21 protein-coding genes are annotated in these 22,691 nt (G+C 43.0%); 8 read left to right on the forward strand and 13 right to left on the reverse strand.

What is annotated here, in order from left to right; translation table 11 throughout:
• Positions 1–68: 68 nt before the first annotated feature.
• The 5 genes from iscX to H4W00_RS11895 form a co-directional block, all read right to left on the reverse strand.
• Complete coding sequence (iscX, locus tag H4W00_RS11875) at positions 69–281, reverse strand: Fe-S cluster assembly protein IscX (RefSeq protein WP_209958510.1); 213 nt, start codon at positions 279–281, stop codon at positions 69–71.
• Between the two features lie 158 nt (positions 282–439).
• A complete protein-coding gene (locus tag H4W00_RS11880) occupies positions 440–991 on the reverse strand; it encodes an acyl-CoA thioesterase (protein WP_209958512.1) in 552 nt (183 codons plus the stop codon).
• Positions 992–1,251: 260 nt separating this feature from the next.
• Complete coding sequence (locus H4W00_RS11885; protein ID WP_209958515.1) at positions 1,252–2,652, reverse strand: NAD(P)(+) transhydrogenase (Re/Si-specific) subunit beta; 1,401 nt, start codon at positions 2,650–2,652, stop codon at positions 1,252–1,254.
• Positions 2,649–2,984 carry a proton-translocating transhydrogenase family protein gene (locus H4W00_RS11890; protein WP_209959228.1) on the reverse strand — a complete coding sequence of 112 codons (336 nt, stop codon included), beginning with the start codon at positions 2,982–2,984 and terminating at the stop codon, positions 2,649–2,651. Before H4W00_RS11890 ends, H4W00_RS11885 begins: the two co-directional genes overlap by 4 nt.
• Positions 2,985–3,101: 117 nt before the next feature.
• Positions 3,102–4,289 carry an NAD(P) transhydrogenase subunit alpha gene (locus H4W00_RS11895; protein ID WP_209958517.1) on the reverse strand — a complete coding sequence of 396 codons (1,188 nt, stop codon included), beginning with the start codon at positions 4,287–4,289 and terminating at the stop codon, positions 3,102–3,104.
• A 427-nt stretch (positions 4,290–4,716) separates the two neighbouring features.
• Here H4W00_RS11895 and yaaA point away from each other — a divergent pair, with 427 nt between their 5' ends.
• A complete protein-coding gene (gene yaaA, locus H4W00_RS11900; protein WP_209958520.1) occupies positions 4,717–5,517 on the forward strand; it encodes a peroxide stress protein YaaA in 801 nt (266 codons plus the stop codon).
• Between the two features lie 346 nt (positions 5,518–5,863).
• Here the strand turns inward: yaaA and H4W00_RS11905 are convergent, their stop codons facing one another.
• Entirely contained in the window at positions 5,864–6,250 is a 387-nt protein-coding gene (locus H4W00_RS11905; RefSeq protein WP_209958522.1) for a hypothetical protein, read from the reverse strand.
• A gap of 192 nt (positions 6,251–6,442) precedes the next feature.
• On the opposite strand from H4W00_RS11905, the gene H4W00_RS11910 reads away from it, so the two are divergent.
• Complete coding sequence (locus tag H4W00_RS11910) at positions 6,443–7,195, forward strand: IS5 family transposase (RefSeq protein WP_209958524.1); 753 nt, start codon at positions 6,443–6,445, stop codon at positions 7,193–7,195.
• 265 nt (positions 7,196–7,460) lie between these two features.
• Here the strand turns inward: H4W00_RS11910 and groL are convergent, their stop codons facing one another.
• The gene (gene groL, locus H4W00_RS11915) at positions 7,461–9,101 is read right to left on the reverse strand and encodes a chaperonin GroEL (protein WP_209958527.1); all 1,641 of its coding nucleotides are present in this window, start codon (positions 9,099–9,101) and stop codon (positions 7,461–7,463) included.
• 198 nt (positions 9,102–9,299) lie between these two features.
• Positions 9,300–9,590 carry a co-chaperone GroES gene (locus tag H4W00_RS11920; RefSeq protein ID WP_010196840.1) on the reverse strand — a complete coding sequence of 97 codons (291 nt, stop codon included), beginning with the start codon at positions 9,588–9,590 and terminating at the stop codon, positions 9,300–9,302.
• Positions 9,591–10,160: 570 nt separating this feature from the next.
• Between H4W00_RS11920 and H4W00_RS11925 the strand changes: the two genes are divergently transcribed.
• Positions 10,161–10,931, forward strand: a complete 771-nt coding sequence (locus tag H4W00_RS11925) for a DUF3108 domain-containing protein (protein ID WP_209958530.1) — start codon at positions 10,161–10,163, stop codon at positions 10,929–10,931.
• 148 nt (positions 10,932–11,079) lie between these two features.
• Here H4W00_RS11925 and H4W00_RS11930 read toward each other — a convergent pair whose 3' ends face one another.
• Both H4W00_RS11930 and wrbA read right to left on the reverse strand, forming a co-directional pair.
• The gene (locus H4W00_RS11930; RefSeq protein WP_209958533.1) at positions 11,080–11,553 is read right to left on the reverse strand and encodes a hypothetical protein; all 474 of its coding nucleotides are present in this window, start codon (positions 11,551–11,553) and stop codon (positions 11,080–11,082) included.
• Between the two features lie 246 nt (positions 11,554–11,799).
• The gene (wrbA, locus tag H4W00_RS11935) at positions 11,800–12,417 is read right to left on the reverse strand and encodes an NAD(P)H:quinone oxidoreductase (protein WP_209958535.1); all 618 of its coding nucleotides are present in this window, start codon (positions 12,415–12,417) and stop codon (positions 11,800–11,802) included.
• A gap of 282 nt (positions 12,418–12,699) precedes the next feature.
• Here wrbA and H4W00_RS11940 point away from each other — a divergent pair, with 282 nt between their 5' ends.
• The 3 genes from H4W00_RS11940 to H4W00_RS11950 all read left to right on the forward strand — a co-directional run bounded on the left by H4W00_RS11940 (position 12,700) and on the right by H4W00_RS11950 (position 17,324).
• Positions 12,700–14,253 (forward strand): YihY/virulence factor BrkB family protein, encoded by a 1,554-nt coding sequence (locus H4W00_RS11940; protein ID WP_209958537.1) that lies wholly within the window; start codon positions 12,700–12,702, stop codon positions 14,251–14,253.
• 75 nt (positions 14,254–14,328) lie between these two features.
• Positions 14,329–15,939 (forward strand): DUF2254 domain-containing protein, encoded by a 1,611-nt coding sequence (locus H4W00_RS11945; protein ID WP_334684969.1) that lies wholly within the window; start codon positions 14,329–14,331, stop codon positions 15,937–15,939.
• A gap of 101 nt (positions 15,940–16,040) precedes the next feature.
• Positions 16,041–17,324, forward strand: coding sequence for a cation:proton antiporter (locus H4W00_RS11950; protein ID WP_209958539.1), 1,284 nt, complete (start codon positions 16,041–16,043; stop codon positions 17,322–17,324).
• A 123-nt stretch (positions 17,325–17,447) separates the two neighbouring features.
• On the opposite strand, the gene H4W00_RS11955 is transcribed toward H4W00_RS11950, so the two are convergent.
• The 3 genes from H4W00_RS11955 to H4W00_RS11965 form a co-directional block, all read right to left on the reverse strand.
• On the reverse strand, positions 17,448–18,014 hold the full coding sequence (locus tag H4W00_RS11955) for a DUF2127 domain-containing protein (protein ID WP_209958541.1): 567 nt from the start codon (positions 18,012–18,014) through the stop codon (positions 17,448–17,450).
• Positions 18,007–19,188, reverse strand: coding sequence for a dihydroorotase (locus tag H4W00_RS11960; protein WP_442966472.1), 1,182 nt, complete (start codon positions 19,186–19,188; stop codon positions 18,007–18,009). Before H4W00_RS11960 ends, H4W00_RS11955 begins: the two co-directional genes overlap by 8 nt.
• 163 nt (positions 19,189–19,351) lie before the next feature.
• On the reverse strand, positions 19,352–20,395 hold the full coding sequence (locus H4W00_RS11965) for an aspartate carbamoyltransferase catalytic subunit (RefSeq protein ID WP_442966473.1): 1,044 nt from the start codon (positions 20,393–20,395) through the stop codon (positions 19,352–19,354).
• 447 nt (positions 20,396–20,842) lie between these two features.
• Here H4W00_RS11965 and H4W00_RS11970 point away from each other — a divergent pair, with 447 nt between their 5' ends.
• Together H4W00_RS11970 and H4W00_RS11975 are read left to right on the forward strand one after the other, a co-directional pair.
• A complete protein-coding gene (locus H4W00_RS11970; RefSeq protein ID WP_209958548.1) occupies positions 20,843–21,826 on the forward strand; it encodes a class 1 fructose-bisphosphatase in 984 nt (327 codons plus the stop codon).
• A 55-nt stretch (positions 21,827–21,881) separates the two neighbouring features.
• Positions 21,882–22,685 carry a TrmH family RNA methyltransferase gene (locus H4W00_RS11975; RefSeq protein WP_209958550.1) on the forward strand — a complete coding sequence of 268 codons (804 nt, stop codon included), beginning with the start codon at positions 21,882–21,884 and terminating at the stop codon, positions 22,683–22,685.
• The last annotated feature ends 6 nt before the right edge of the window (positions 22,686–22,691 follow it).

Consider the following 22,691-nt stretch of genomic DNA (forward strand, 5'->3'; position numbering starts at 1 on the left):
CTGCCTGTCCTGTTCTTTTGTTTAAGAGCCTGGTTATTTGAGGTCATACGTAAAGCAGTAAAATCGAACTAGTCAGCAGCTTCATCAATCCAATTCATTTGAATGGATTCTAATATACCTTCGTTCGATTTTTTGGGATCATCATCAAAGCCCTCAAGCTCTGTTATCCAACGATGTAAATCGGTAAAACGTACTTGTTGTGGGTCGGTCTCAGGAAATTTTTCGTAAAGCTCAATAGCGATATCCAAGCTATCTGTCCATTTTAATGACTGCGGGATCATAACGGCTCCTTAAAATTAAATTACAATGTTTATAATTAGCGGCATCACTCATTAACGCTATCATTGATTAATGGGATACCCAATCAATGTGCTCTATCCTAGCAAACTTCGCCTGATGATGTATAGCCAAGCCTCACAATTATTAACAACCGTCTAAATTAATGACCCTCTATTGATGGCGTTGGCGCAGACTTCACTGCTATCTGATGCTTGTTCCAAGAAGTGATGACCTCGGTCAGTCGCTCACCCACCATATCAAGGCAACTGGGTTTACACTTACCTCGCTTATCCATCAATACAAACTTAGTCATTGCCACTGCCATCAGCTGATTTTTTACGAAGAAACGATGCTCAAAGTAGATATATTTATGGTCCCAGCCGGCCAGAGTGCTACTAACCGTCATTTTATCCAAAAACTTAATTTCTTTAAGATAGATGACCTCTTGCATGGCGATAATCCATTGCAATGACTTGATACCTTTTTGGTGACTACAGGCCAGCAGCCAGTGAGTGACGTTTAGCTCAATAAAAGATAAATAACGATAGTTGGGCAAGTGATTACGAAAGCCCATGTCGTGCGGCAATACTCGATAGTGGCGTAACACAGGGGTAGTGAGGGCTTCGATACTGAGCTGACCATTAACCGCCTGCTGTTTCAGTTGCTGCTTAAGCAAGCCAATCATAATAAAAAAACGCAGTAACATATTCACGAGCAACTCTCTTATTAAGTATATAAACTGCTGAAGGTTATAGCAGAAAAAAGGTAAATTGGTTTGACGCAAAAAAAGCCACCTCAGTGACTTTTAGCGATTATCGTTAGTATTCAAGACCGTCAAGTTAAAGACTAATTTAATCTATTTTAGCAACACTGCTCATTTTTAGTAGTGCACAAGCTAGACGCTGACAGTGATTGCAAAATCAGATTAGTGACGCCTAGTCTCTTAACCTAATAGCTGATTAAATTAGCAGCTTAATGACCCGCGCCATTGATACTACGAACCATCTCTTCGACCACTTTTTTAGCATCACCAAATATCATCATGGTTTTGTCCATATAGAACAAGCTGTTGTCTAAGCCGGCGTAACCGGTGCTCATCGAACGCTTAATAACCATGACTGTTCGGGCTTTGCTGACCTCCAAGATAGGCATACCAAATATTGGCGAGGTAGGATCGTCCTTCGCAGAAGGGTTCACCACGTCATTAGCGCCAATGACGACTACTACATCAGTACTTGAAAAGTCGGAGTTAATCTCATCCATCTCAAGAATATCATCATAAGGCACATCAGCTTCAGCCAGTAAGACGTTCATATGTCCGGGCATACGACCAGCAACCGGATGGATAGCAAAGCGTACGTTAACACCTTCTGCTTTCAATAATTCATATAACTCTTTGACCGCATTTTGTGCGCGACCTTGCGCCATGCCATAACCAGGTACAATAATCACATCGTTAGCGTTGGCCATTAGGAATCCAGCATCTTCTGCCGAGCCTGATTTATAATTTTTTGGCGCGCCATCATCTCCGCCTGCAGCGACGGCTACTGTACCTATACCGCCAAATAAGACGTTTAATAATGAGCGATTCATCGCTTTACACATGATGTAGGACAAAATAGCACCAGATGACCCAACTAAGGAACCGGCAATAATCAGCATCGAGTTACCGAGCGTAAAACCAATACCCGCTGCTGCCCAACCTGAGAATGAGTTCAGTAAAGACACCACTACCGGCATATCACCGCCACCAATCGGGGCAATCCACATCCAACCAAACACTACCGCCAATACCGTCATCGCATAAAATGCAGGCAGCGAATCGGTCAAAAAGTAAACCGCGCCAAAACTAACCATAGCGATAAACAAAATGGCCTGTACCGGTTTAACCCAGCCGCCTACTAGAGTTTTTGCCCAACTCTTAGCAGCTAATTTACCAAAGGCAAAAAATGAAGCTGAAAAGGTAATCGCACCAATAAAGCAACCTATAAATAATTCTAGACGGGTAATGGTACTGTACGCTTCCTCAGTATGTAGCACCGTTGCTAAAGCAATGGCTACCGCCGCTAAACCAACGAAGGAATGCATCAGCGCCACCGTTTCTGGCATCTGGGTCATTGCAACCGTTTTGGCTTTCCACAGTCCAACGATTGCACCTAAAACCATCGCGCCAATAATTAGCCATAGCACTGGGCCTTCGGCTAAGAAAAACGTCGTAATGACCGCAATGGCCATCGCCACCATACCTAACCGGTTGCCACGAATAGCCGTTTTTGGGCTGGACAGACCACGTAAGGTCAAGACAAATAATATCGCACCAACTAAGTAAAACCAATCAGCATTGGTAGCAATCGTATTAGTTAAGTCGTTCATGCGTCACCTCCACTATCAGTGGTTACAACCGGGGCTTTTTTAGGTTTTGGTTTAAACATTGCAAGCATACGTTCCGTCACAGCAAAACCACCAAAGATATTGACACTGGCTAAAAATACGGCAAAAGTACCGAGTAAGCTGGTCGCGGTAAACATGCTACCGTCAATGGTAACGGTCTGGAGCATCGCACCGACGATGACAATACTCGATAGGGCATTGGTCACTGCCATCAATGGCGTGTGTAGCGCTGGTGTTACGCCCCAAACAACGTAATACCCTACAAGAATAGCGAGCACGAATATCGTGAAAATCGCTACAAAAGGCGTACTCATCATGGCTTCACCAGCTGGTGCCGCGGCTAAAATAGTCGCAATCATCTTATCCTCCTAAAAATCTATTTATTACTATTCATGGGTTTTACTGGCGTTTGGCGGTGGTCATTTATATTATTAACGTTGAGCGAGACGTACCTGACCATCATGCGTGACTGCCAATGCACCTTGAATCTCATCTTCCATATTTAAGCGCAGGGTCAATTCATTGGGTGATGCATTGCCTGAGCCATCATTGTCGGCTACGGCTTCAGGTGTCGATTCAGAAGCAATTAAGGTGGTGATAAAATGAACCAAGTTATTGGCATAAAAATCTGAAGATTGCGCAGCCAACATCGAAGGAATATTAGCGGCGCCAACGATCCGCACGCCATTCTCGGTAGTGATGGTTTCATTGGCCACGCAGCCTTCAACATTACCGCCAGTACCAGCGGCCATATCAATCAGTACCGCACCCGCTTTCATTTTGGCAAGCGTGGCTTGGTGCACTAAGCGTGGGGCTTGTCGACCAGGAATTTGCGCGGTAGTAATCACAATATCAGCGGCACTTAATGCTTTGTCCACTACTGCTGCTTGGTCTTTGATATACTGTTCTGAGGGCGTCCATGCATAGCCGCCTGTGCCTTTAGCCTTTTGCGCTTCATCTTCACTCATCGGTACATCAAGCCACTTACCACCGAGCGATTCGACTTGCTCTTTGGCGGCAGGACGTAAATCACTGGCCTCAACCACTGCCCCTAAACGCTTAGCAGTGGCAATCGCTTGCAAGCCTGCGACCCCAACGCCCAGAATAACTACTTTAGCGGGCTTGACCGTTCCTGCTGAGGTCATGAACATAGGGAAAGGACGCGAAAACTCATTGGCAGCGAGCAGTACTGCTTTATAGCCGGCAAGGTTGGCCTGTGATGACAGGACATCCATGTTTTGTGCTCGTGACAAGGTGCGGGGCAGTAGCTCCATGGCAAAAGCAGTGACACCTTGTTCAGCATAAGCGTCAAGCTGGGTATTGCGGTAAGGATCTAGCATACCAATGACAATCTGTCCCGATGTCAAACTCGCAGCTATAGTCGCTGGCAAGTCATCTACCGTGGTGATTATACGAGCATCAGCAGTAACCTCAGCATTGCTAGCAGCAATGCTAGCACCGGCAGCTTGATAGCTGTCATCAGAATAATAGGCCGCCTGACCTGCTCCAGACTGTATGATTACCTCAAAGCCAAGCTTGCGCAGTTTTTTGACTGCGTCTGGAGTTAGCGCCACCCGGCTCTCATGGGCGACATCTGCACTGATTACACCGATTTTCATACCATCTCCTTACGTCGAATAACTTACCTTGGATACTCTCAATTCACATTTACAGAGTACAAGGGACAAGGGACAAAAAAAATTGAGCACTGCTTAAACTAAGAACAATAACTAAAGATTATCAATTTAATAAATGAATAAATGATAGCTACGTTGCCATCACGCCTTTTTATTATAAAGACATCAAGAACCAACTTTCATTGGTTATTGATGACCCGTAAGTATAATAAAAAGTTAGGTATTTACACCATTTCCATAAATTTTATTGTTATATTTGGAAGTTTTATTTTTCCAACGAACTCTGGCTTTCAAGAAAAACACCCTAAAACAGCGATAAGAAAGACCAATCAAAGCAGTAAACGTTGCATACTAAGCGACCCTGAGCCTGTCACAGGTTTGTCATTAGTCTACTATATAAGGAATAATTATGTATTTTGTACTTTCCCCTGCGAAATCTTTGAACGAGAGCGATGCTATACCCCTCAATCTTGACAATTATTATAGCCAACCAGTGTTTGTTGACGAATCAGCACAACTCATCAAGGGACTTAAAAACAAAGACCCAATGGATTTACAGGAGCTAATGAACATTTCATCCGAGCTTGCTACTTTGAATGCCGTTCGTAATCATGCTTGGCAACTGCCCTTTACCACTGATAACGCCAAACCAGCCAGCTATTTGTTCGATGGTGATGTTTATACTGGACTTGATAGTTATGCCATGGATAAACAAACAATACTATATTTAAATGAACATTTGGGAATATTATCAGGCTTATATGGTTTACTTAAGCCATTAGATTTAATGCAGCCTTATCGGTTAGAGATGGGCACTAAACTTAAGAACGAGCGCGGTGAGAATTTGTACGAGTTTTGGGGTGAGCAGATTACCGATCTGCTCAATCAGCGGATTAAAGATACCCAGTCAGACGGTGAATTGCCGGTATTAGTCAACCTGGCCTCGAATGAATACTTTAAAGCCGTCAAGAAAAAAGCACTGCAAGCGGAAATAATTACCCCACGCTTTGAAGATCAAAAAAACGGCCAATATAAAGTCATTAGCTTTTATGCCAAAAAAGCGCGAGGGCTGATGGTGAAGTATGCCGCTGATAATAAACTTACCCACGCAGAACAGCTAAAGGACTTTAACCTAGCGGGATATTATTATTGTGCAGAAGCGTCGGATGGTAATACTTGGACTTTTAGACGTAATGAGAATGACCAGTAGTAACAGTAACAGAATCATTAGATGAGTAGAGAAAAACCCCGACTTACTAAGTCGGGGTTTTTTTGAAGTAGTGTTATTAACCATCTAGGTATTAAAAGCAAACAGCACTAATTGAATATCTTGTAAGAAACTATTCTTCTACAGTATCAGATTATATTAATCGATCAAAATGATGCACAAGTACGCATGGAGAACGGTCTATTGAGTACGTGCTTGTAAAAGGGCATCTACTATTAAAGCAAGTCAAGGGAAAGCGAAACAGGTAATATTATAAAAGTGGCTCGTATTAATAGAAATAGACCACTACATTTTATGATGTCAAAAATACCTATTTGGCAAAGCATAGTTATCCAGAGACTTTTTCAGTCATAGTCGCACATCCCTTTCGATTGTACTGCGATGATACTGCTTCATACTTACCTTTTAAGAGGGCATATTCGGATTGGAGTACGCCATCACCTCCCTCTAAAAATAAAAGTGCAGGCCAAAATAATACTAATCCAACGCCCATTTGCCATGAATCAACTGATGCTTTTTTATCTACTTGACCAGTAGTTGTGGCTACTCTTTGCGATATCTCTCTCATTTCATCTTCTAAAGTAGAGCAGCTAAAACTAGCATATTCATTTGGAGATACATAAGTTGCAGGAATATTAATAGATTTACTAGCACAACCACTTAGGATAAAAACGGTAGCTAAAGTTATGAGTGTAATGGGTAATTTATTTTTCAATGAATGTTCCTTTTCAATTATCATTTAAGTTTTTAATCATCAGTAAACAGAGCGGAGAATAGTCTAATTTTCAAAAAATTACAATATACATGCATGATAGTAGGGTCTGTTGAACATTGGGGATAAAATGATGGCAAAAAAATAGCAAACGGGTAATCTTTAAGTTCTCACACAAAAAAGATACCGTTCGCTATGCCTCGTACAATGCTCAAAGATGAACACTGGATAAGACTAAAACCTATACTACTAGAACTTAACATCTATGACAAAGGAAATCTTAGGAATACGGTTGAAGGTGTGCTGTATCGTATGCGTGTTGGCTGTCCTTGGCGTGATTTGCCCGCTTACTTTGGTAAGCCTAATACGGTCTACAAAGCTTATCAGCGTTGGTTTCGCAGCAATAAGTTAATTCAACTGTTTGCTTTGCTAATCAAAGACTCAGACCTTGAATGGGTGTTTATAGATGGTACTCATATCAAAGCGCATCAGCACAGTAGTGGTGGTAATGAAGCGGATCAGGCCATTAGTAAAAGTGTCGCAGGACGAGCAACTAAGATCCATCTAGCAGTCGATGCTCATGGTAACCCTATTACTTTTATCTTGTCAGATGGCACCACTCACGATGTTAAAGTCGCGCCAGATTTAGTTGATAAGATAGATTTAAGCGATACCGATATTTTATGTGCCGATAAAGGCTACGACTCTGACACACTAAGAGAACACATTAAGCAAGCAGGGAGTTTCGATAATATTCCTAGAAAGAAGAATACAAAATCTGATAACCATCATATGGACTGGGACTTGTATAAGATACGCCATTTAGTTGAAAATGCGTTTGCACACTTAAAACGGTTCAGAGCAGTAGCCACCAGATACGATAAACTTAAGCAAAGTTATGAGAATACGGTGGCGCTAGCTTGCGCTTATATCTGGCTGAAATTATGAATGTTCAACAGACCCTAATCTATTGCAACAATATAGTATTAAAATTCTAGCTGTTAAACTAACTAACTGCTAAAGATAACGGTACGATGCTATCGTAAAACAAGCTAAATACCCCAGATACACCTCTCTTGTTGCTGTCTATAAGCAATGCTATTTAATTATATTTTGGCAATAAAAAACCCCGATAAGCTAAGCCTATCGGGGGTTTTTACTTTAATGTTATAAAGCTTTAAGGGCTATATAGCATTAGGGTTTATGAAGCAGCTTACATCATGCCGCCCATACCACCCATACCGCCGCCGCCGCCCATACTAGCCATACCGTCATCGCTTTCTGGTAGGTCAGTAATCATAGCTTCAGTAGTCAGCATCAAACCAGCAATAGACGCCGCATTTTCTAGTGCTGAGCGTGCCACTTTTGCTGGGTCAAGAATACCCATTTCAAGCATATCGCCATATTGGCCAGTAGCTGCGTTATAACCGTAGTTACCAGTGCCATTTTTCACTTCGTTGACCACAACTGAGGCTTCTTCACCTGAGTTAGTCACGATTTGACGTAATGGTGATTCCATAGCGCGACGTAGGATATTAATACCAGCGTCTTGGTCGTCGTTATCGCCTTTAAGCTCAGACATAGCATTCATGGCACGAACTAATGCAACACCGCCGCCAGGAACAACGCCTTCTTCAACCGCAGCACGAGTCGCATGCAAGGCATCATCAACGCGATCTTTCTTCTCTTTCATTTCGGTTTCAGTCGCTGCGCCAACTTTGATAACGGCAACGCCGCCAGCTAGTTTGGCCATACGCTCTTGAAGCTTTTCTTTGTCGTAGTCCGAAGTTGATTCTTCAGATTGACGAAGGATAGATTCAACGCGTGCATCGATGTCAGCTTTGTTACCAGCGCCATCAACGATAACGGTGTTTTCTTTACCGACCGTGACTTTTTTCGCGGTACCAAGCTGCTCAAGAGTAGCCGTTTCTAAACTCAGACCAATTTCTTCTGAGATAACTGTACCGCCAGTTAGGGTAGCGATATCTTGTAGCATTGCTTTGCGACGATCGCCAAAACCGGGTGCTTTTACCGCACAAGTTTTTAAGCCGCCACGCATGTTGTTCACAACCAACGTTGCCAATGCTTCGTTTTCAACATCTTCAGCGATGATTAGTAACGGTTTGCTTTGCTGCATTACTTGCTCAAGTAATGGCACAATTTCACGAATATTGCTGATTTTTTTGTCAACGAGCAAGATATAAGGGTTTTCAAATTCAGCGGTTAAGCTGTCTTGCTTATTAGCAAAATATGGGCTGATATAACCACGGTCAAACTGCATACCTTCAACAACTTCTAAGGTATCTTCAAAGCTTGAACCTTCTTCAACGGTGATAACGCCTTGCTTGCCGACTTTTTGCATCGCTTGCGAAATCAATTCACCAATTTTGGTGTCTGAGTTGGCAGAGATAGAGCCCACTTGAGCAATGGCTTTTTCGTCGTCAGCGGGAGTGGCTAGCAAATGAATTTGCTTCACGGCTTCACGTACCGCTTTATCGATACCACGCTTAAGATCCATTGGGTTCATGCCAGCGGCTACTGATTTCATGCCTTCTTGCAAGATTGATTGGGCAAGTACAGTCGCAGTCGTTGTACCATCACCAGCCACATCATTAGTACGGCTAGCAACTTCGCGGACCAATTGTGCGCCCATGTTTTCAAATTTGTTTTCAAGCTCGATTTCTTTCGCTACTGACACACCATCTTTGGTGATGGTCGGCGCGCCAAATGACTTATCGATAACCACGTTACGACCTTTAGGGCCTAAGGTGACTTTAACTGCGTTTGCTAGGATGTTTACGCCATCCATCATCTGTTTACGGGCATCGCTGCCAAATTTTACGTCTTTTGCCATGTTAAATTACTCCAATAATTTGATTGAATAATCTGATGAGATTATTAAAAATACTCTTATATCATTAAGAGTGCTCTTGAATAGGTTACTTGTTGTTATAAGGGCGCAGCTTGGGTTTTAAACCCTTACTACTTTTCTATAAGCATATTTATCTAGCGATAATATATACACTCTTATAGACAGTAGCTTTTCTAGCCATTAACCTTCTAGCACACCCAATACATCAGACTCTTTCATAATAAGTAGTTCTTCGCCGTCAACCTTAACAGTTTGACCCGCATATTGACCAAATAGTACTTTGTCACCAGCTTTTACATCTAGCGCACGAGTCTCACCATTGTCACGAATTTGACCATTACCAGTTGCTAACACTTCGCCTTGTGACGGCTTTTCTTGTGCAGAACCTGGTAATAAAATACCACCAGCAGTTTTTGTTTCTTCTTCTATGCGGCGTACGACAATACGGTCATGTAAAGGACGGATATTCATCGGTATGACTCCAAAATGTTAGTTATTTGAATTAATGAATTATTTAATTTAAGAGACTCAAGCACTAATCTCAAAACAGTCTTGAACATAAGCCTTGAGCTTGTCCCCAAAAGTGGGGGCAATATCAAATATCTTCAAGTGTAAAGCTAATAAATTTTACAAGAATGCTGCATGATTGGTAGAGATAAAGCAGTATTACTGTATAAAGACTTTAAAAACTGGATATAAGACTCTAACGGCTGACCTGAAGGCTAAATTTTTTCTAAAACTAGCCCAGTCATTGCTCTAGTAATAGTCATAAACATCCGCAGTCAGTAACGTTACTAACAGCGCGTTACTTCTAGTAATAGCCAAGTCATTTGCGTAACACTAACAACAAAACCCAAACGCCAATAGCAACGCCTGCTCTTGAAAATGTAACAAGATATACTCATTATGATGGCTAGAGTTATAGCACCTACAGAAAAATCCTAGAGACAAGACGGTGCCTAGAGACCAATAATAGCGATGAAAGTCGTGTATTAAAGAAAAGTCCTGTATTAAAGGATGTACACTAATTAAGGAATATCCATGAGCGCTTCATTAATAAATAAGCCATCTACAGAAAGCCATTCTACTCACACAAAGCGCAGTAAACACAAACTGCTGTCAGCATTGACCATGGGTGCGAGCATTGCTGCTGTTGGAGCACTTAGTATGACCACCCCCACCCTTGCTAACGCGAAGACCATTCAGGCCTCCAGTGCCGATTATAACTTTACAATAGAAGATAAGTATAAAGGCAGCGCCACTCGCAACTTAAGCAAATCAGGCAATCTCTGGAAATATGAGGTTAATGCACGCGTTGCGGGTATTGCGACCGCCTCGCAAAACAGTGCTTTTACCATTGTTGGCAATAATGTTAACCCTACCCAAGCCAGTACCACTTATAAACTCTTTGGCTTTGGTCGCACTCATAATCTCAATTTTAATGCTGGCAAAAAACAGGTGGCCAGTACCTATAAAGGTAAAACGGTTAACCTTAAAATGGCCCAACAAGCTTTTGATGACTTGAGCCTTGAAGTACAAATTCGCCAAGATTTACTGAATGGTAAATTTTCAGGCAATTACTATATGGCCAAAAAAAACGAGATTGAAAAAACGCCATTCAAAAAGTCCGGCAATACTAAAATCACAGTCCCTGCTGGTACTTTTGATACCGTCCGCGTTGATCGCATTCATGAGGATAACAGTCGCTCTACCAGCTTTTGGTTGGCGCCAAGTTTAGATTATCTACCCGTTAAAGTAAGCCAAGTGAACGATGGTAAAAAAATGGACTTAGAGTTAACCAAAGTAAATTAATAAGTACTTTAGCTTTGGGCACTTTAGCTTAACGTCCAGCTAGTTGTTATAAAAAAGTCTTATCATAAAAAAGCGGCGCTCTAACTATTAGAGCGCCGCTTTTTTATGACTTTATTGTGTACCCTTAAACCCATAGCCGTTGATAAACTTAGTGTTGTCTGGGTTTTTTTTCTATATTATTCATTGAGGGTAGACGTTTTAATAGCAAGAACAACCAGGTATTAATCAAAAGTATTAATACAAAATCAAGTAAATAGACTGCCAACTCTGCCCAACTACTGCCATAAATGCGAGTGAACAGCACAACCCCACTGGCCCCTAGATAAACCAAGGTCACCATGCTGTCTATCAATAGCGCATAAGGCGAGCGTCCGCGTAATATCGACGGCGTTAAAACCAAGGCTGGCACCAGCCATAATGCTTGCCAAGCAATACCACCAATGATATCAGGATTCATTGGGTTAAAAATACTGATTAAAATAGGCAGTCCTAGCAAGCGATAGACTAGCCAAGCTAACCAGGTCAATACTAAGCGCTGACGCATTGGGGCAATAGGCTTGTTGGCTTTAGCGGACTGTTTAGTCGGCGTTGGACGTTTAGCAGGGTTGGAATGATTCGGCATTAGATATATGTGCTTCCTAATTGATGACATCATTCATTCTTACACAGAACAATGTTACTTAGAGTGTTACTTAGAGTGTTACTTAAAATGCTGGAAGTGTTTCTGAGAATGCTGGTGTATTCATTTGCGACCACTAATGATTACAGCTATTACATAAATAGTGGCTAACTCATTAAACCATTGTTACCCTTTTAAAACCAGCCGATTGGTCAACACTAACAGACTGGCCCGTCAAACTAAATTAGTTTAACGTTTCCAATTCGCTTGCGCTAAAGCGGTCGCGCTAATAGCTAGGCGGCGACCTTGGGCTATCGCTAATTCAAGCTCGTCTGCTGTTACTGGTTGGTCATGGGCAGCGCCACTAACATGACTCACGCCATAAGGCGTGCCACCACGACTGGTACGATTTAGCGCCGGCTCAGCATATGGAATACCAATAATCATCATGCCATGATGGATCAGTGGCAACATCATAGTTAGCAAGGTCGTTTCCTGTCCACCATGCATCGAGCCTGTGGCAGTAAATACTGAAGCGGGCTTATTTTGTAAATCACCTGCCAGCCAAACGGTAACCGTAGTGTCCCAAAAATATTTCAGGGGTGCGGCCATATTACCAAAATGGGTCGGACTACCCATGGCTAGACCTATACAGTCTTTTAGATCATCCATCGTACAGTAGAGATCACCCTCGTCAGGAATCGCAGGCTTACTTGACGTGGTTTCAGGCGCGACCGTTGGTACAGTACGAATACGCGCCGTCATGCCAGCATCTTCAATACCTTGAGCAATCGAATAAGCCAAAGTCTTAGTAGTCCCATAATTAGAGTAATAGAGTACCAAAACATAAGGGGTGGTCTGACTCATTAGCAAAGCTTCCTTTTAAAATGATGAGTGACTCTTTTAAAGTCATTCCTATTATAGGGGTACAAGTATAAACGTACGAGTATATTATGCCCGACTCATAAGCCCAGATGCAAACGTATCGTTCAGTGCTATTTTCAGTGCTATTTTTAGTAGGTTTATTATTAGCAGCACGGTTACTGGTACTGTTAACAACCCTGAGCATTTTGACACAAATAAGTGGCAGATTCTGGCAGCATATTTTTGTTACACTATTCTTACTTTTAATCGCTCTAAATGGTCAACATGGAAAAATTACTAAAAAAAATCCCGTTTTTACAGCAACCCTGGTTTCAGTTTTTGCGATTTTTAACGCGGCATTTCTTCGAAGATAATTGCCAACAAAAAGCCGCCTCTCTTACTTATACCACTATGCTGTCCATTGTTCCTATGTTGACTGTACTGCTGATGATTCTGTCTTCTGTACCGGCACTCGCTTCAGTTAGAGCACAGATTTATGAGGTTATCTATAGTAATTTACTGCCACAATCGGGATTACAGGTCAGTAAATACATTAATAGTTTCGCTGAAAAATCCTCTAATTTGACCGCTATCGGGGCGATGGTATTATTTATCACGACTATCTTGACCCTAACGACTATTGAACGCGCCTTTAATCAGATTTGGCGCGTAGAAAATCGTTCCGGCGGCATGAAGAGTATGCTACGTTATTGGACCATTGTTACCCTAGGCCCACTGGTACTAGGCACTGCATTTATCGCCTCAAGTACGGTACAGAGTTTAGGCTTTTTGAATCGCCAAATTGCAGGTTATGGTATTGACTGGTCATTTTGGGTACAGGTCGTATCCATTGGAGTAACCATGGCAGGTTTCATTGCTATGTATTGGTTTATTCCAAAAGCACGCGTACCTGTGAAGAATGCCGCCATTGCTGGTATCTTTGTGGCCATCGTATTTGAACTGCTTAAGTATGTCTTTGGCACAGTAATGACTAACTTTACCAGCTATGAAGCCATTTATGGCGCATTCGCGGCATTACCGATCTTTTTATTATGGATTTTCTTATCATGGAATTTAATTCTATTGGGCGTCGAAATTAGTTATACCTTGACGATTTTTGAGACCAAAGAAGTCTATCCGCGTCATCCACTGCTGAGCTTATTGGATATGCTTAATCTGGTTTATACTCATCATTTAACAGGTGATGCGGTAAGCGAACAAGAGCTGCGCAATGTATTGGGTCGCAAAGAGCTGCCGAAATGGTATACCTATATCAATTACCTGCAAGACAGTAATTTAATTGCGATGACCGAAGACGATGATTATGTGCTCAAAAAAGACCTCAGCAATATGACACTGTGGGATTTTTATCGCACCTTGCCTTATCCGCTGCCGATCAAAGATGAGCTTGAGGAGATGAAACAAGAGCAGCAAAAGCCATGGCTCAGCTGGTTGGTCAATCGTTTTGAAAATACTGAAGCCTGCGCTAAAGACCAACTTAATTTACCCTTATCTGCTATTTTTGCCCACAGTCAGCCACGCCAAAAATCGCCAACTGATGAAGCGACTGCATATAGCAGCGGTGATCATAAAATGGTTAAAAAGTCTGTCGATGAAAATTTTGGCAAATCCCCTAAAGAGCGATCTGATAATAGTGACATGCCAGAATTTGAGCCAGCAGCTTATGATAAAGACAGCGAAGTAGAATACGATAACCATGGTCGTGAAATTTTAATACCTGATAACGATCGTGACAAATGGCAACCTTCTACCAATGAAGCTAACGGGAGTAAGGGCTATCTTATTACCGAAGCTGATAATCCAGAAAGTCATCAGTAAACGCTGCTACTGCTGCGAAATAGCAGGTAAACACTGTAAAAAATTGAGAATATACGAATTCTGGAGATCGTGGGGGTGAACAATACTAAACACAAACTACCTAACAACATCATTACTACCAGCTTACAGTGGGTGAAGAAATTTCTACATCTGTGGTCGATACAGACCTTAACTAACTTACCTGAGCGCTTGAAAAATATATGGCAGCAGCTGCTTAGCTCCTACTGGTTTATCCCGACGGCTTGTGTGTTAGTAGGTATACTTTTAGCGCCTATCTTAGTCACTATTGATCAGCAGTTTGATCGTGAAACCGTTAAGGAAATCAGTTTTGCTTTTACTGGTGATGATCAAGCAGCACGCGCGATCATGACGGTGATTGCAGGAGCGGTACTTGGGGTAGCAGGCACGACGTTCTCAATCACTATTGCCGTGCTATCGATGGCCTCATCACAATTTGGGCCGCGATTATTACGTAACTTTTTAACTGATACCCCAAACCAGTTCGTACTTGGGGCATTTATCGGTACTTTTAGCTACAGCTTACTGGTCTTAAAATCTATTCATAAATACGATGTTGAATTTGGTGTGCCGCAGTTGGCGGTGACCTTTGCTATTATCATGGCTATTGTCTGCGCCTTATTGTTGGTTTATTTTGTGCAACACATGGTGCATGCTATTCAAGCCTCTCATGTCATTAAAGATGCCAGCGATGATGCCATTGAAAATATTAATTATTGGTACAGTGATAACTGTGACATTCAATACCAGCGCGATTTAGCACATGAAGATGTGACACAGTTTTCTGACTGGCCAGCGACCACCATTTATGCGCCAAGCTCAGGCTATCTCCAGCAAATTTATACTGAATCGCTAATCACTTTGGCGCAAGATTATGGCGGCGTACTGCAGCTACATACCAGTCTAGGGCACTTTGTCACTGACAAAAATGTCATGGGATATTTTTATCAGCGTCCCACCGATCATGCCGGCAACCTACAAAAAACCCAAACTGCCAATCTTGCTATTATGCCGCGCACACCTGATGGCCTGTTCTGGCAACGTTTTGCGACTGGCATTCATCTTGAACGCCGACCAGTACATTCTAATGATATTGCTTACAGCTTGGGACAGATGACCGAAATTGCAGTACGGGCCTTATCTCCTGGTATTAATGACCCTAAAACTGCCGTTAATTGCGTACAGTCGTTGACTGCCTGTCTGAGTTTGATGATGCGTCGGCAGCCGCCTAATTCCTATCATTTTTATACCCCTCCGCATAATGTGGACTCGCCTGAAGACATCGTTGATCAATCACGAGTAGCGATATTATCAGTCATTACCAAGACTCCTAGAATATCCGACTTCATTGATGTGTCTCTTGGAGAGATACGTCGTTATGCCACTACTGACTTAATGGTTTTAAAAGCTTTGTGTCAAGCAATGACTGATCTTAATTATGCCCGTGTCAACAGCGCTCAGCGACAAACGCTACTACACGAGCTGTCTCTCATTGAAAGAGCAGGAGAAGAAAATCTAAGTTATAACGAGTTGGTCGTTGATCTGAAGGCAATGTGCCATCAAGCGCGACAATTTATCCATAACGATGATGCCAACCACCAACACTTTGAATATGTCAGCGCGTTTTCAACTCATATTTATCAAGCGCTACAAACGCAGTCGAGCTAAGCTTTTATAGGTATCAGTAAAATCATAAGATTCACCCTGCACATAACCCTGACCACATTTAGGCTTAAGGCAGATTTTTATATTAATTTGAGACTCTCTTCATGGCATCTGCAACTGACCTAACCATACTTGAAATCAGCGCCATTTTTTTATCGATTACTGCCTCACTGACCTATATCAATCACCGTTTTATCGGTCTACCAACGACCATCGGTGTCATGGTTATTTCTATCCTGTTGTCTATTGTAGCGATATTTTTAGGGTTTTTAGGCTTTGATCAGCTGATTGATTATGAAGTCAGCTTATTAGACCAGCTTGATTTTACCGAGGTATTACTTGATGGCATGTTATCCATGCTGCTATTCGCAGGTGCATTGCATGTCAATATTAGCGATTTAAGGCGTTATAAACTGCCGATTGGTATTTTAGCCTGTATCGGTACAGTAGTGTCGGCAGTGCTGATCGCTACTGCACTTTATTTCATGCTGCCGCTGTTCGGCTTTGGGCTACCTTTTATTTGGTGTTTATTATTTGGTGCTTTAATATCACCTACTGACCCGATCGCTGTAATGGGTATTTTGGCTTCGGCAGGCGCACCTAAGAGCATCGAAACTGTCATTGCAGGCGAGTCGTTATTTAATGACGGTATCGGTGTCGTTATCTTCGTGATACTACTTGGGATATTATCTAGTGGTGATATTCCAACCGCCAATTATGTGGCGCACACGCTAGCAGTTGAGGCTGGCGGCGGTATTGTATTCGGTATTGTACTAGGAGCAATTTTATATTACCTCATTAAAAGTATTAATAGTTATCAAGAAGAGGTGCTATTAACACTGGCAGGCGTAATAGGGGGTTATGCGCTGGCCAGTCATTGGCATTTGTCAGGACCGTTAGCTATGGTAATGATGGGGCTAATGGTTGGTAATCGCGGGCGTGAGCTGGCGATGAGTGATAAGACCCGCCACTACATTGATCTATTCTGGGAATTGATTGATGAGATACTAAACGCGATCTTGTTTGTTTTGATTGGTCTTGAAGTAGTGATGATTGCCTACTCCGGTAACTTGTTTATTGCTGCTGGCTTAACTATTATTATCGCCCTACTGGCTCGCCTTATCGTAGTAGGTATGACTACCAAGACCTTTAGCCGTCAGCTCAATCTGCCGGACGGTGCCTGGAAAGTATTAACTTGGGGCGGACTGCGCGGCGGTATCTCAGTGGCGTTAGTATTACAGCTGCCAATAGGATCAGAGCGCGATATTTTATTGGCCCTGACTTATGCGGTGGTGGTGTTCTCTATCTTGGTGCAAGGTTTGAGCGTCGGTAAAGTGGCCAAAACTATTTGTCCTACTGAAGAGAAGTCAGTGGACAATGCTTCTTAACACCTTGCTGATTGAACATTTCTGCGGAAGTATCGTTAAGGTTTTAGTGCCATTCATATTCAATACTAATTATGTTTAGAGCCAGTCATATTCAATGCCAATCATAGCGTAGATAGTGAGACTCTATATCAGACCTTTGCGTTTCATATTGCGATAAACAATAATAACAATCACAATATTTAAGACTAAAATGCTTAGTTTAAACCAGTCAAAGGGGCTCGTGAGCAAATAATACAGCTCGATGGGAATAAATATGCCGTAACCCACCACTCCAAACCAATAGGCCCAAGTTCTATCTTGCCATAGTCCATAAGCCTCAATAAAGCGCAGGCTCGCATAAGAAAATATTAATAACAAGAATAACGTCCAGTTTTTGCCGGCCTGCTGCGCAATCTGTACCGCGCTCTCGACTTGCGGGGCAAGCAGGCGGCCAAAACTCTGTTGCCAAGAGTGTGTTGCTGTTGACAGCCAGCGCTCCATATCTGTATGCCACAGCCATAACGCAACGGCGCCTATCAGCGCGCCAATACCTTTTACCAGTTCATAAATTGCGACTGCTTTAATGGATTCGCTGGACTTACTTACTTTGGGTCGCGGTCTTTTCTTGGGGTTATTATTGCCTGTTGGCTTGTGCTGTTGACCCATCGGGGGCAGCTGCTGACTGTCGTCCTGAGGGGGCAAGTTAGCCAAAGAAAGTCTCCACAACGCGCCCTTGTAACCGTTGAGTAAAGAAAGGGGTATTTTTGCCGCTAGAGTGCATCGTTTCCGCGGTCACCTGCCATTCAAGATTGGGATCAACCACTATGGCGCCACCAATATCTTGATATTGTGTATCAATGCCTGCAATTTTTGCAGGATTCAGGCAGATTTTATCGACCAGTTGCTCCAAGGTGAGCACCTCATCACGTACCAATTGGCAGGCTAGCGCCATAAAAGTATCAAAATTTGAAATACCGGGTTTGCTCTCTTCAAACGGGGCTTTTTTTGCAGTGGCATTTAATGGCTCATGATGACTACAAATGGCGTCAATGGTACCGTCTGTTAAACCACGACGTAGTGCTTTTTGATCGGTATTACTACGCAATGGCGGCAATACGTAGGCCATCGCATTAAACCCTTCTAGATTATCATCCGTTAAGTACAGCTGATGCATAGCCACATCACAAGTCACTGGCAATTTTTTACTTTTGGCCCAGCGCATCAGTTCTACCGAAGACTTGCAGGACAGCTGACTAAAGTGTGCCGCTATTCCGGTCTCTTCAACCATCAATAATTGAGTTGATAATGCCACAGTTTCAGCAATCCACGGAATGCCTTGTAAACCATGGTATGAAGCAATATAGCCTTCATGCGCCACCCCATCATTAGATAAGCTGGGCTCGTCAGGATAAAAGAATACTTTCATGGCAAAAGTTGCTGCGTACTCCAGGGTCCGCAGTAGTACTAAATCATTGCTAAAAGGCCGGCGAGCGTTAGAAACCGCAATGCAGCCACCTTTTTTTAGGCCAGCGATATTAGAAGGGCGCTCGCCTTTAAGACCAGCGCTCAAGGCGCCCAGAATATGCAAATAAATACCGCCATCTTCAAGCGCGCGCTCACGTAGACCTTTAAGTAACGAGCCATTTTCTAAAATAGGACTGGTATCAGGTGGAATAACCACATGCAAAAAACCATTAGCACGTGCAGCACGCCCTTCTGAAGCGAGGGTTCCGTGTTGCTGTTGTCCAGGCTCACGCATGCGTGCACACAGATCAACCAGTGGCGGTAGCAGCCAAGTCTCACGCTCAGCTGCAAAGTTTGCCAACTGATCTATGGTAGCGCTTGGTAGCGAGTTTTTAAAGGTTTTAGGCAGTAAGTCAAGCATCTGTACATGAGGGGTTATAACGTTGGTCATAGAGGTTATTACCGTATTAATAAGCATTAAATAAATAAGATAGCGAAATAAAATAAGCTAAAATCGAGATAATTCGGTCGCCTTCCAGATAAACTGGCCAGCATAACCAGCATCTTTATCTTGGTAGAACTGGCTAGAATTTTCTAGCCGCTTGATGCGCACGTTGCCCTTCCATCGCCATTGCCAACACTGCCATACGAATAGCAACGCCGTTATTGACTTGCTTTAAGATCACTGACTGCGCACCATCAGCGACACTTGAGGCAATCTCCACCCCGCGATTCATCGGCCCTGGATGCATGATTAACGCATCAGGTTTAGCCAATGCTACCCGCTCAGGGGTAATGCCGTAATGCTTATAATACTCGCTAGATGAGGCCAGTAAAGGCGAGCCAATACGCTCATTTTGTATTCTAAGACCCATGATGACATCGCAATCGGTCACACAGCTGTTCATATCTTCGTACACCTGTACCCCAAAGCGCTCAATGCCCTTAGGTAATAGAGTACGTGGTGCAATGACCCGAATGTCTTTTACCCCCAGCGTTTGCAAAGCACTAATGTCTGAACGTGCCACTCGTGAATGCTTGATATCACCAATGATAGCGACTGATAACGCCTCAAACGGACGCGGCGCTTCGCGGTGAATGGTCAACATGTCGAGCATTCCTTGGGTCGGATGCGCATGCCAACCATCACCGCCATTAATAATAGCGATGTCTGGTGTCACCTCAGTAGCCATAAAATGAGCAGCGCCAGAGGCTGAGTGCCGTACCACAAAGATATCGGCGGTCATCGCCTGCAAGTTCCAGAGCGTATCACGCAGACTCTCACCTTTTTTGGTGCTAGAGCGTTCGATATCAATGTTTAACACGTTGGCACCCAAACGCTTTTCTGCCACCTCAAAGGTGGTTCGAGTACGCGTTGACGGCTCAAAAAACAGATTCATCACTGTACAGCCTCTAAGCTCTGGGCTGTTTATAAGCTGGCCATTATCATCAAAAAACGTTTCTGCTTTAGCGATAATAGCTTGCAGTTGTGCTTTATTCAGGCCTTCTACACCCAAGAAATGCCGAAGACTGCCATCGGTATTCAGCTGCGGACGGCTTAACGATTTATTAAGCCGTTGGTGAATGTTATCAGGATCAAACTTGGCATCGTCAGATGGCGATACCATATTTATTGAACTGTTATTTATAAAATTTGGCATAATGGCAAGTCTTTATTGTCGGTTTATATTGATTTGGCTTATATGACTTCATTCATAACTTTCTATTCATTTATAGCGATGAGTATAGATACAAGGACATTTTGATGCTTATTTGCTACAATTTACCGCAGTGGTAGCTACTAGCATCAATAATCTCAATAACACTACTAGCGATGCTGCAAATGGACGGCTGTTGACCGTCACGGATAATACTTTTGCTCAACTTATAAATAATAATGGATATAGTGTAGCTGATTTTGTGGTCAGGACAAAGATGCGGCATCGGCTATTTAAATATTTGCCCGCTTAACGGCCTATTTTGGCTTATATTATATTTTTCGCAAGTGTAGCCTCACCTACTAAATAATACCTTTAACACTCTTTAATTTTTAATCCCATTTATCAGGAAGCCTTATGACGACCCTAGCGCAATACCTAAACAACCATGCAGCCAATCCTGTGGTTAGCGATGTAATTATGACCATCACTGACGTTGGCAAAACTATTTCACAGTTACTTAGAAAAGGCGCATTAGCAGATATTTTAGGCGAAGCAGGCAATCAAAACATTCAAGGCGAAGAGCAAAAAAAGCTGGATGTACTGGCCAATGATTTACTTTTGAATGCTTTGGAGCAAAACACACATTGTGCCGGCGTGGCTTCAGAAGAGCTTGATAATGCCACTCCTGCCAATGCGGATGGCAGCTTGTTAGTGTTATTCGATCCACTGGATGGCTCTTCAAATATTGACATCAACATGGCAGTAGGAACAATTTTTTCTATTCTACCCTATCAACGCCAAGGTCACATCAGTGAAAATAGTGATTTTTTGCAGCCCGGTAATCAGCAGCTAGCAGCGGGTTATTTATTATACGGCACCTCTACTATGTTGGCACTGACTGTCGCTGATAATGTCGTCATGTTTAGTCTAGATCCAGATAGCGATGATTATGTGCTGATAGAAGATAATGTGCAAATCGCTGCTGACACTAGCGAATATGCTATCAATGGTTCAAACTATCGCTACTGGCGCGCGCCCATGCAACAATACATCGATGAGCTCATTGCTGGCGAGACTGGAGTACGCGGTCGCGACTTTAATACCCGCTGGGTAGCAGCAATGGTCGGTGACGTGCATCGTATCTTATGTCGTGGTGGCTTATTCGCGTATCCTTTTGATACTAAGTATGCGCATAAAGCCGGCAAATTACGTTTAATGTATGAGGCCAATCCCATGAGCCTATTGATTGAGCGTGCTGGTGGCGCGGCAACTGACGCCGTCAATCGTATTCTTGATATAGATCCCACTGATATTCATCAGCGTATCCCAGTGGTACTCGGCAGCCAAAACGAAGTCAATTATGTGAAAGAATTACATGCACAGCATAGCGAAAAATAAGACAGACTTGTTATAAGTCATTTTTAATTTAATGTTTACTTTTAAACGGTCTATTATGACATCGAATCTAAATGAGCCCACTATCTTAGTTACCTCAGATAAAAACCAGACGGTAAAACTGGCAGGCGCGCTTTTATCACAGGCACGCCAGCGCAAAAAACAGGGGCAGACCATACTTGAAGGCGTACATCTAATCGACGCGGCGCTGCGTAGTGATTATCCATTTGTACAAATATTACTAGCGGAATCAGCACGGGCAGATATCGAGGTGCAGCAGATTTTGACCCGTCTGCCAACCTATACTGCTATTTTAACCGTGTCTGACCCCTTATATCAAAGCATTCGTAGCTTAGGCGCTGGCATCGATATCATGGCGATTATTGACATACCGACCCCAAGCCTACCAATGATCAATAATGATTGCCTGATTCTCAATGATGTACAGGACAGCGGTAATGTCGGTACCCTACTGCGAACCGCAGCAGCAGTCGGTATCAATACTGTATTGTGCACCAGCGCGACTGCCCAAGCATGGTCACCTAAAACCTTACGTGCCGGCATGGGCGCGCAGTTTGCGTTAAATATTTATGAAGGACTGAGCAGCACAGAGATTCTAGATCATGTGCAAGTCCCACTATTAGCAACCAGCTCGCATACCGATACTTTAATTTACGAGCATGATCTCCGGGCGCCAATCGCTTGGATCATGGGCCATGAAGGTCAAGGTGTTTGTGCTGACTTAATGCAATGTGCTACCCCTATTGCATTGCCACAACCTAATGGTCAAGAAAGTCTCAATGTCGCCATTGCAGGCGCGCTTTGTTTATATGAAACCTTACGTCAGCGCCACTACTCCTAAACGACC

The sequence above is a fragment of the Psychrobacter sp. PL19 genome, from assembly GCF_017875835.1.
Lineage (GTDB): Bacteria > Pseudomonadota > Gammaproteobacteria > Pseudomonadales > Moraxellaceae > Psychrobacter.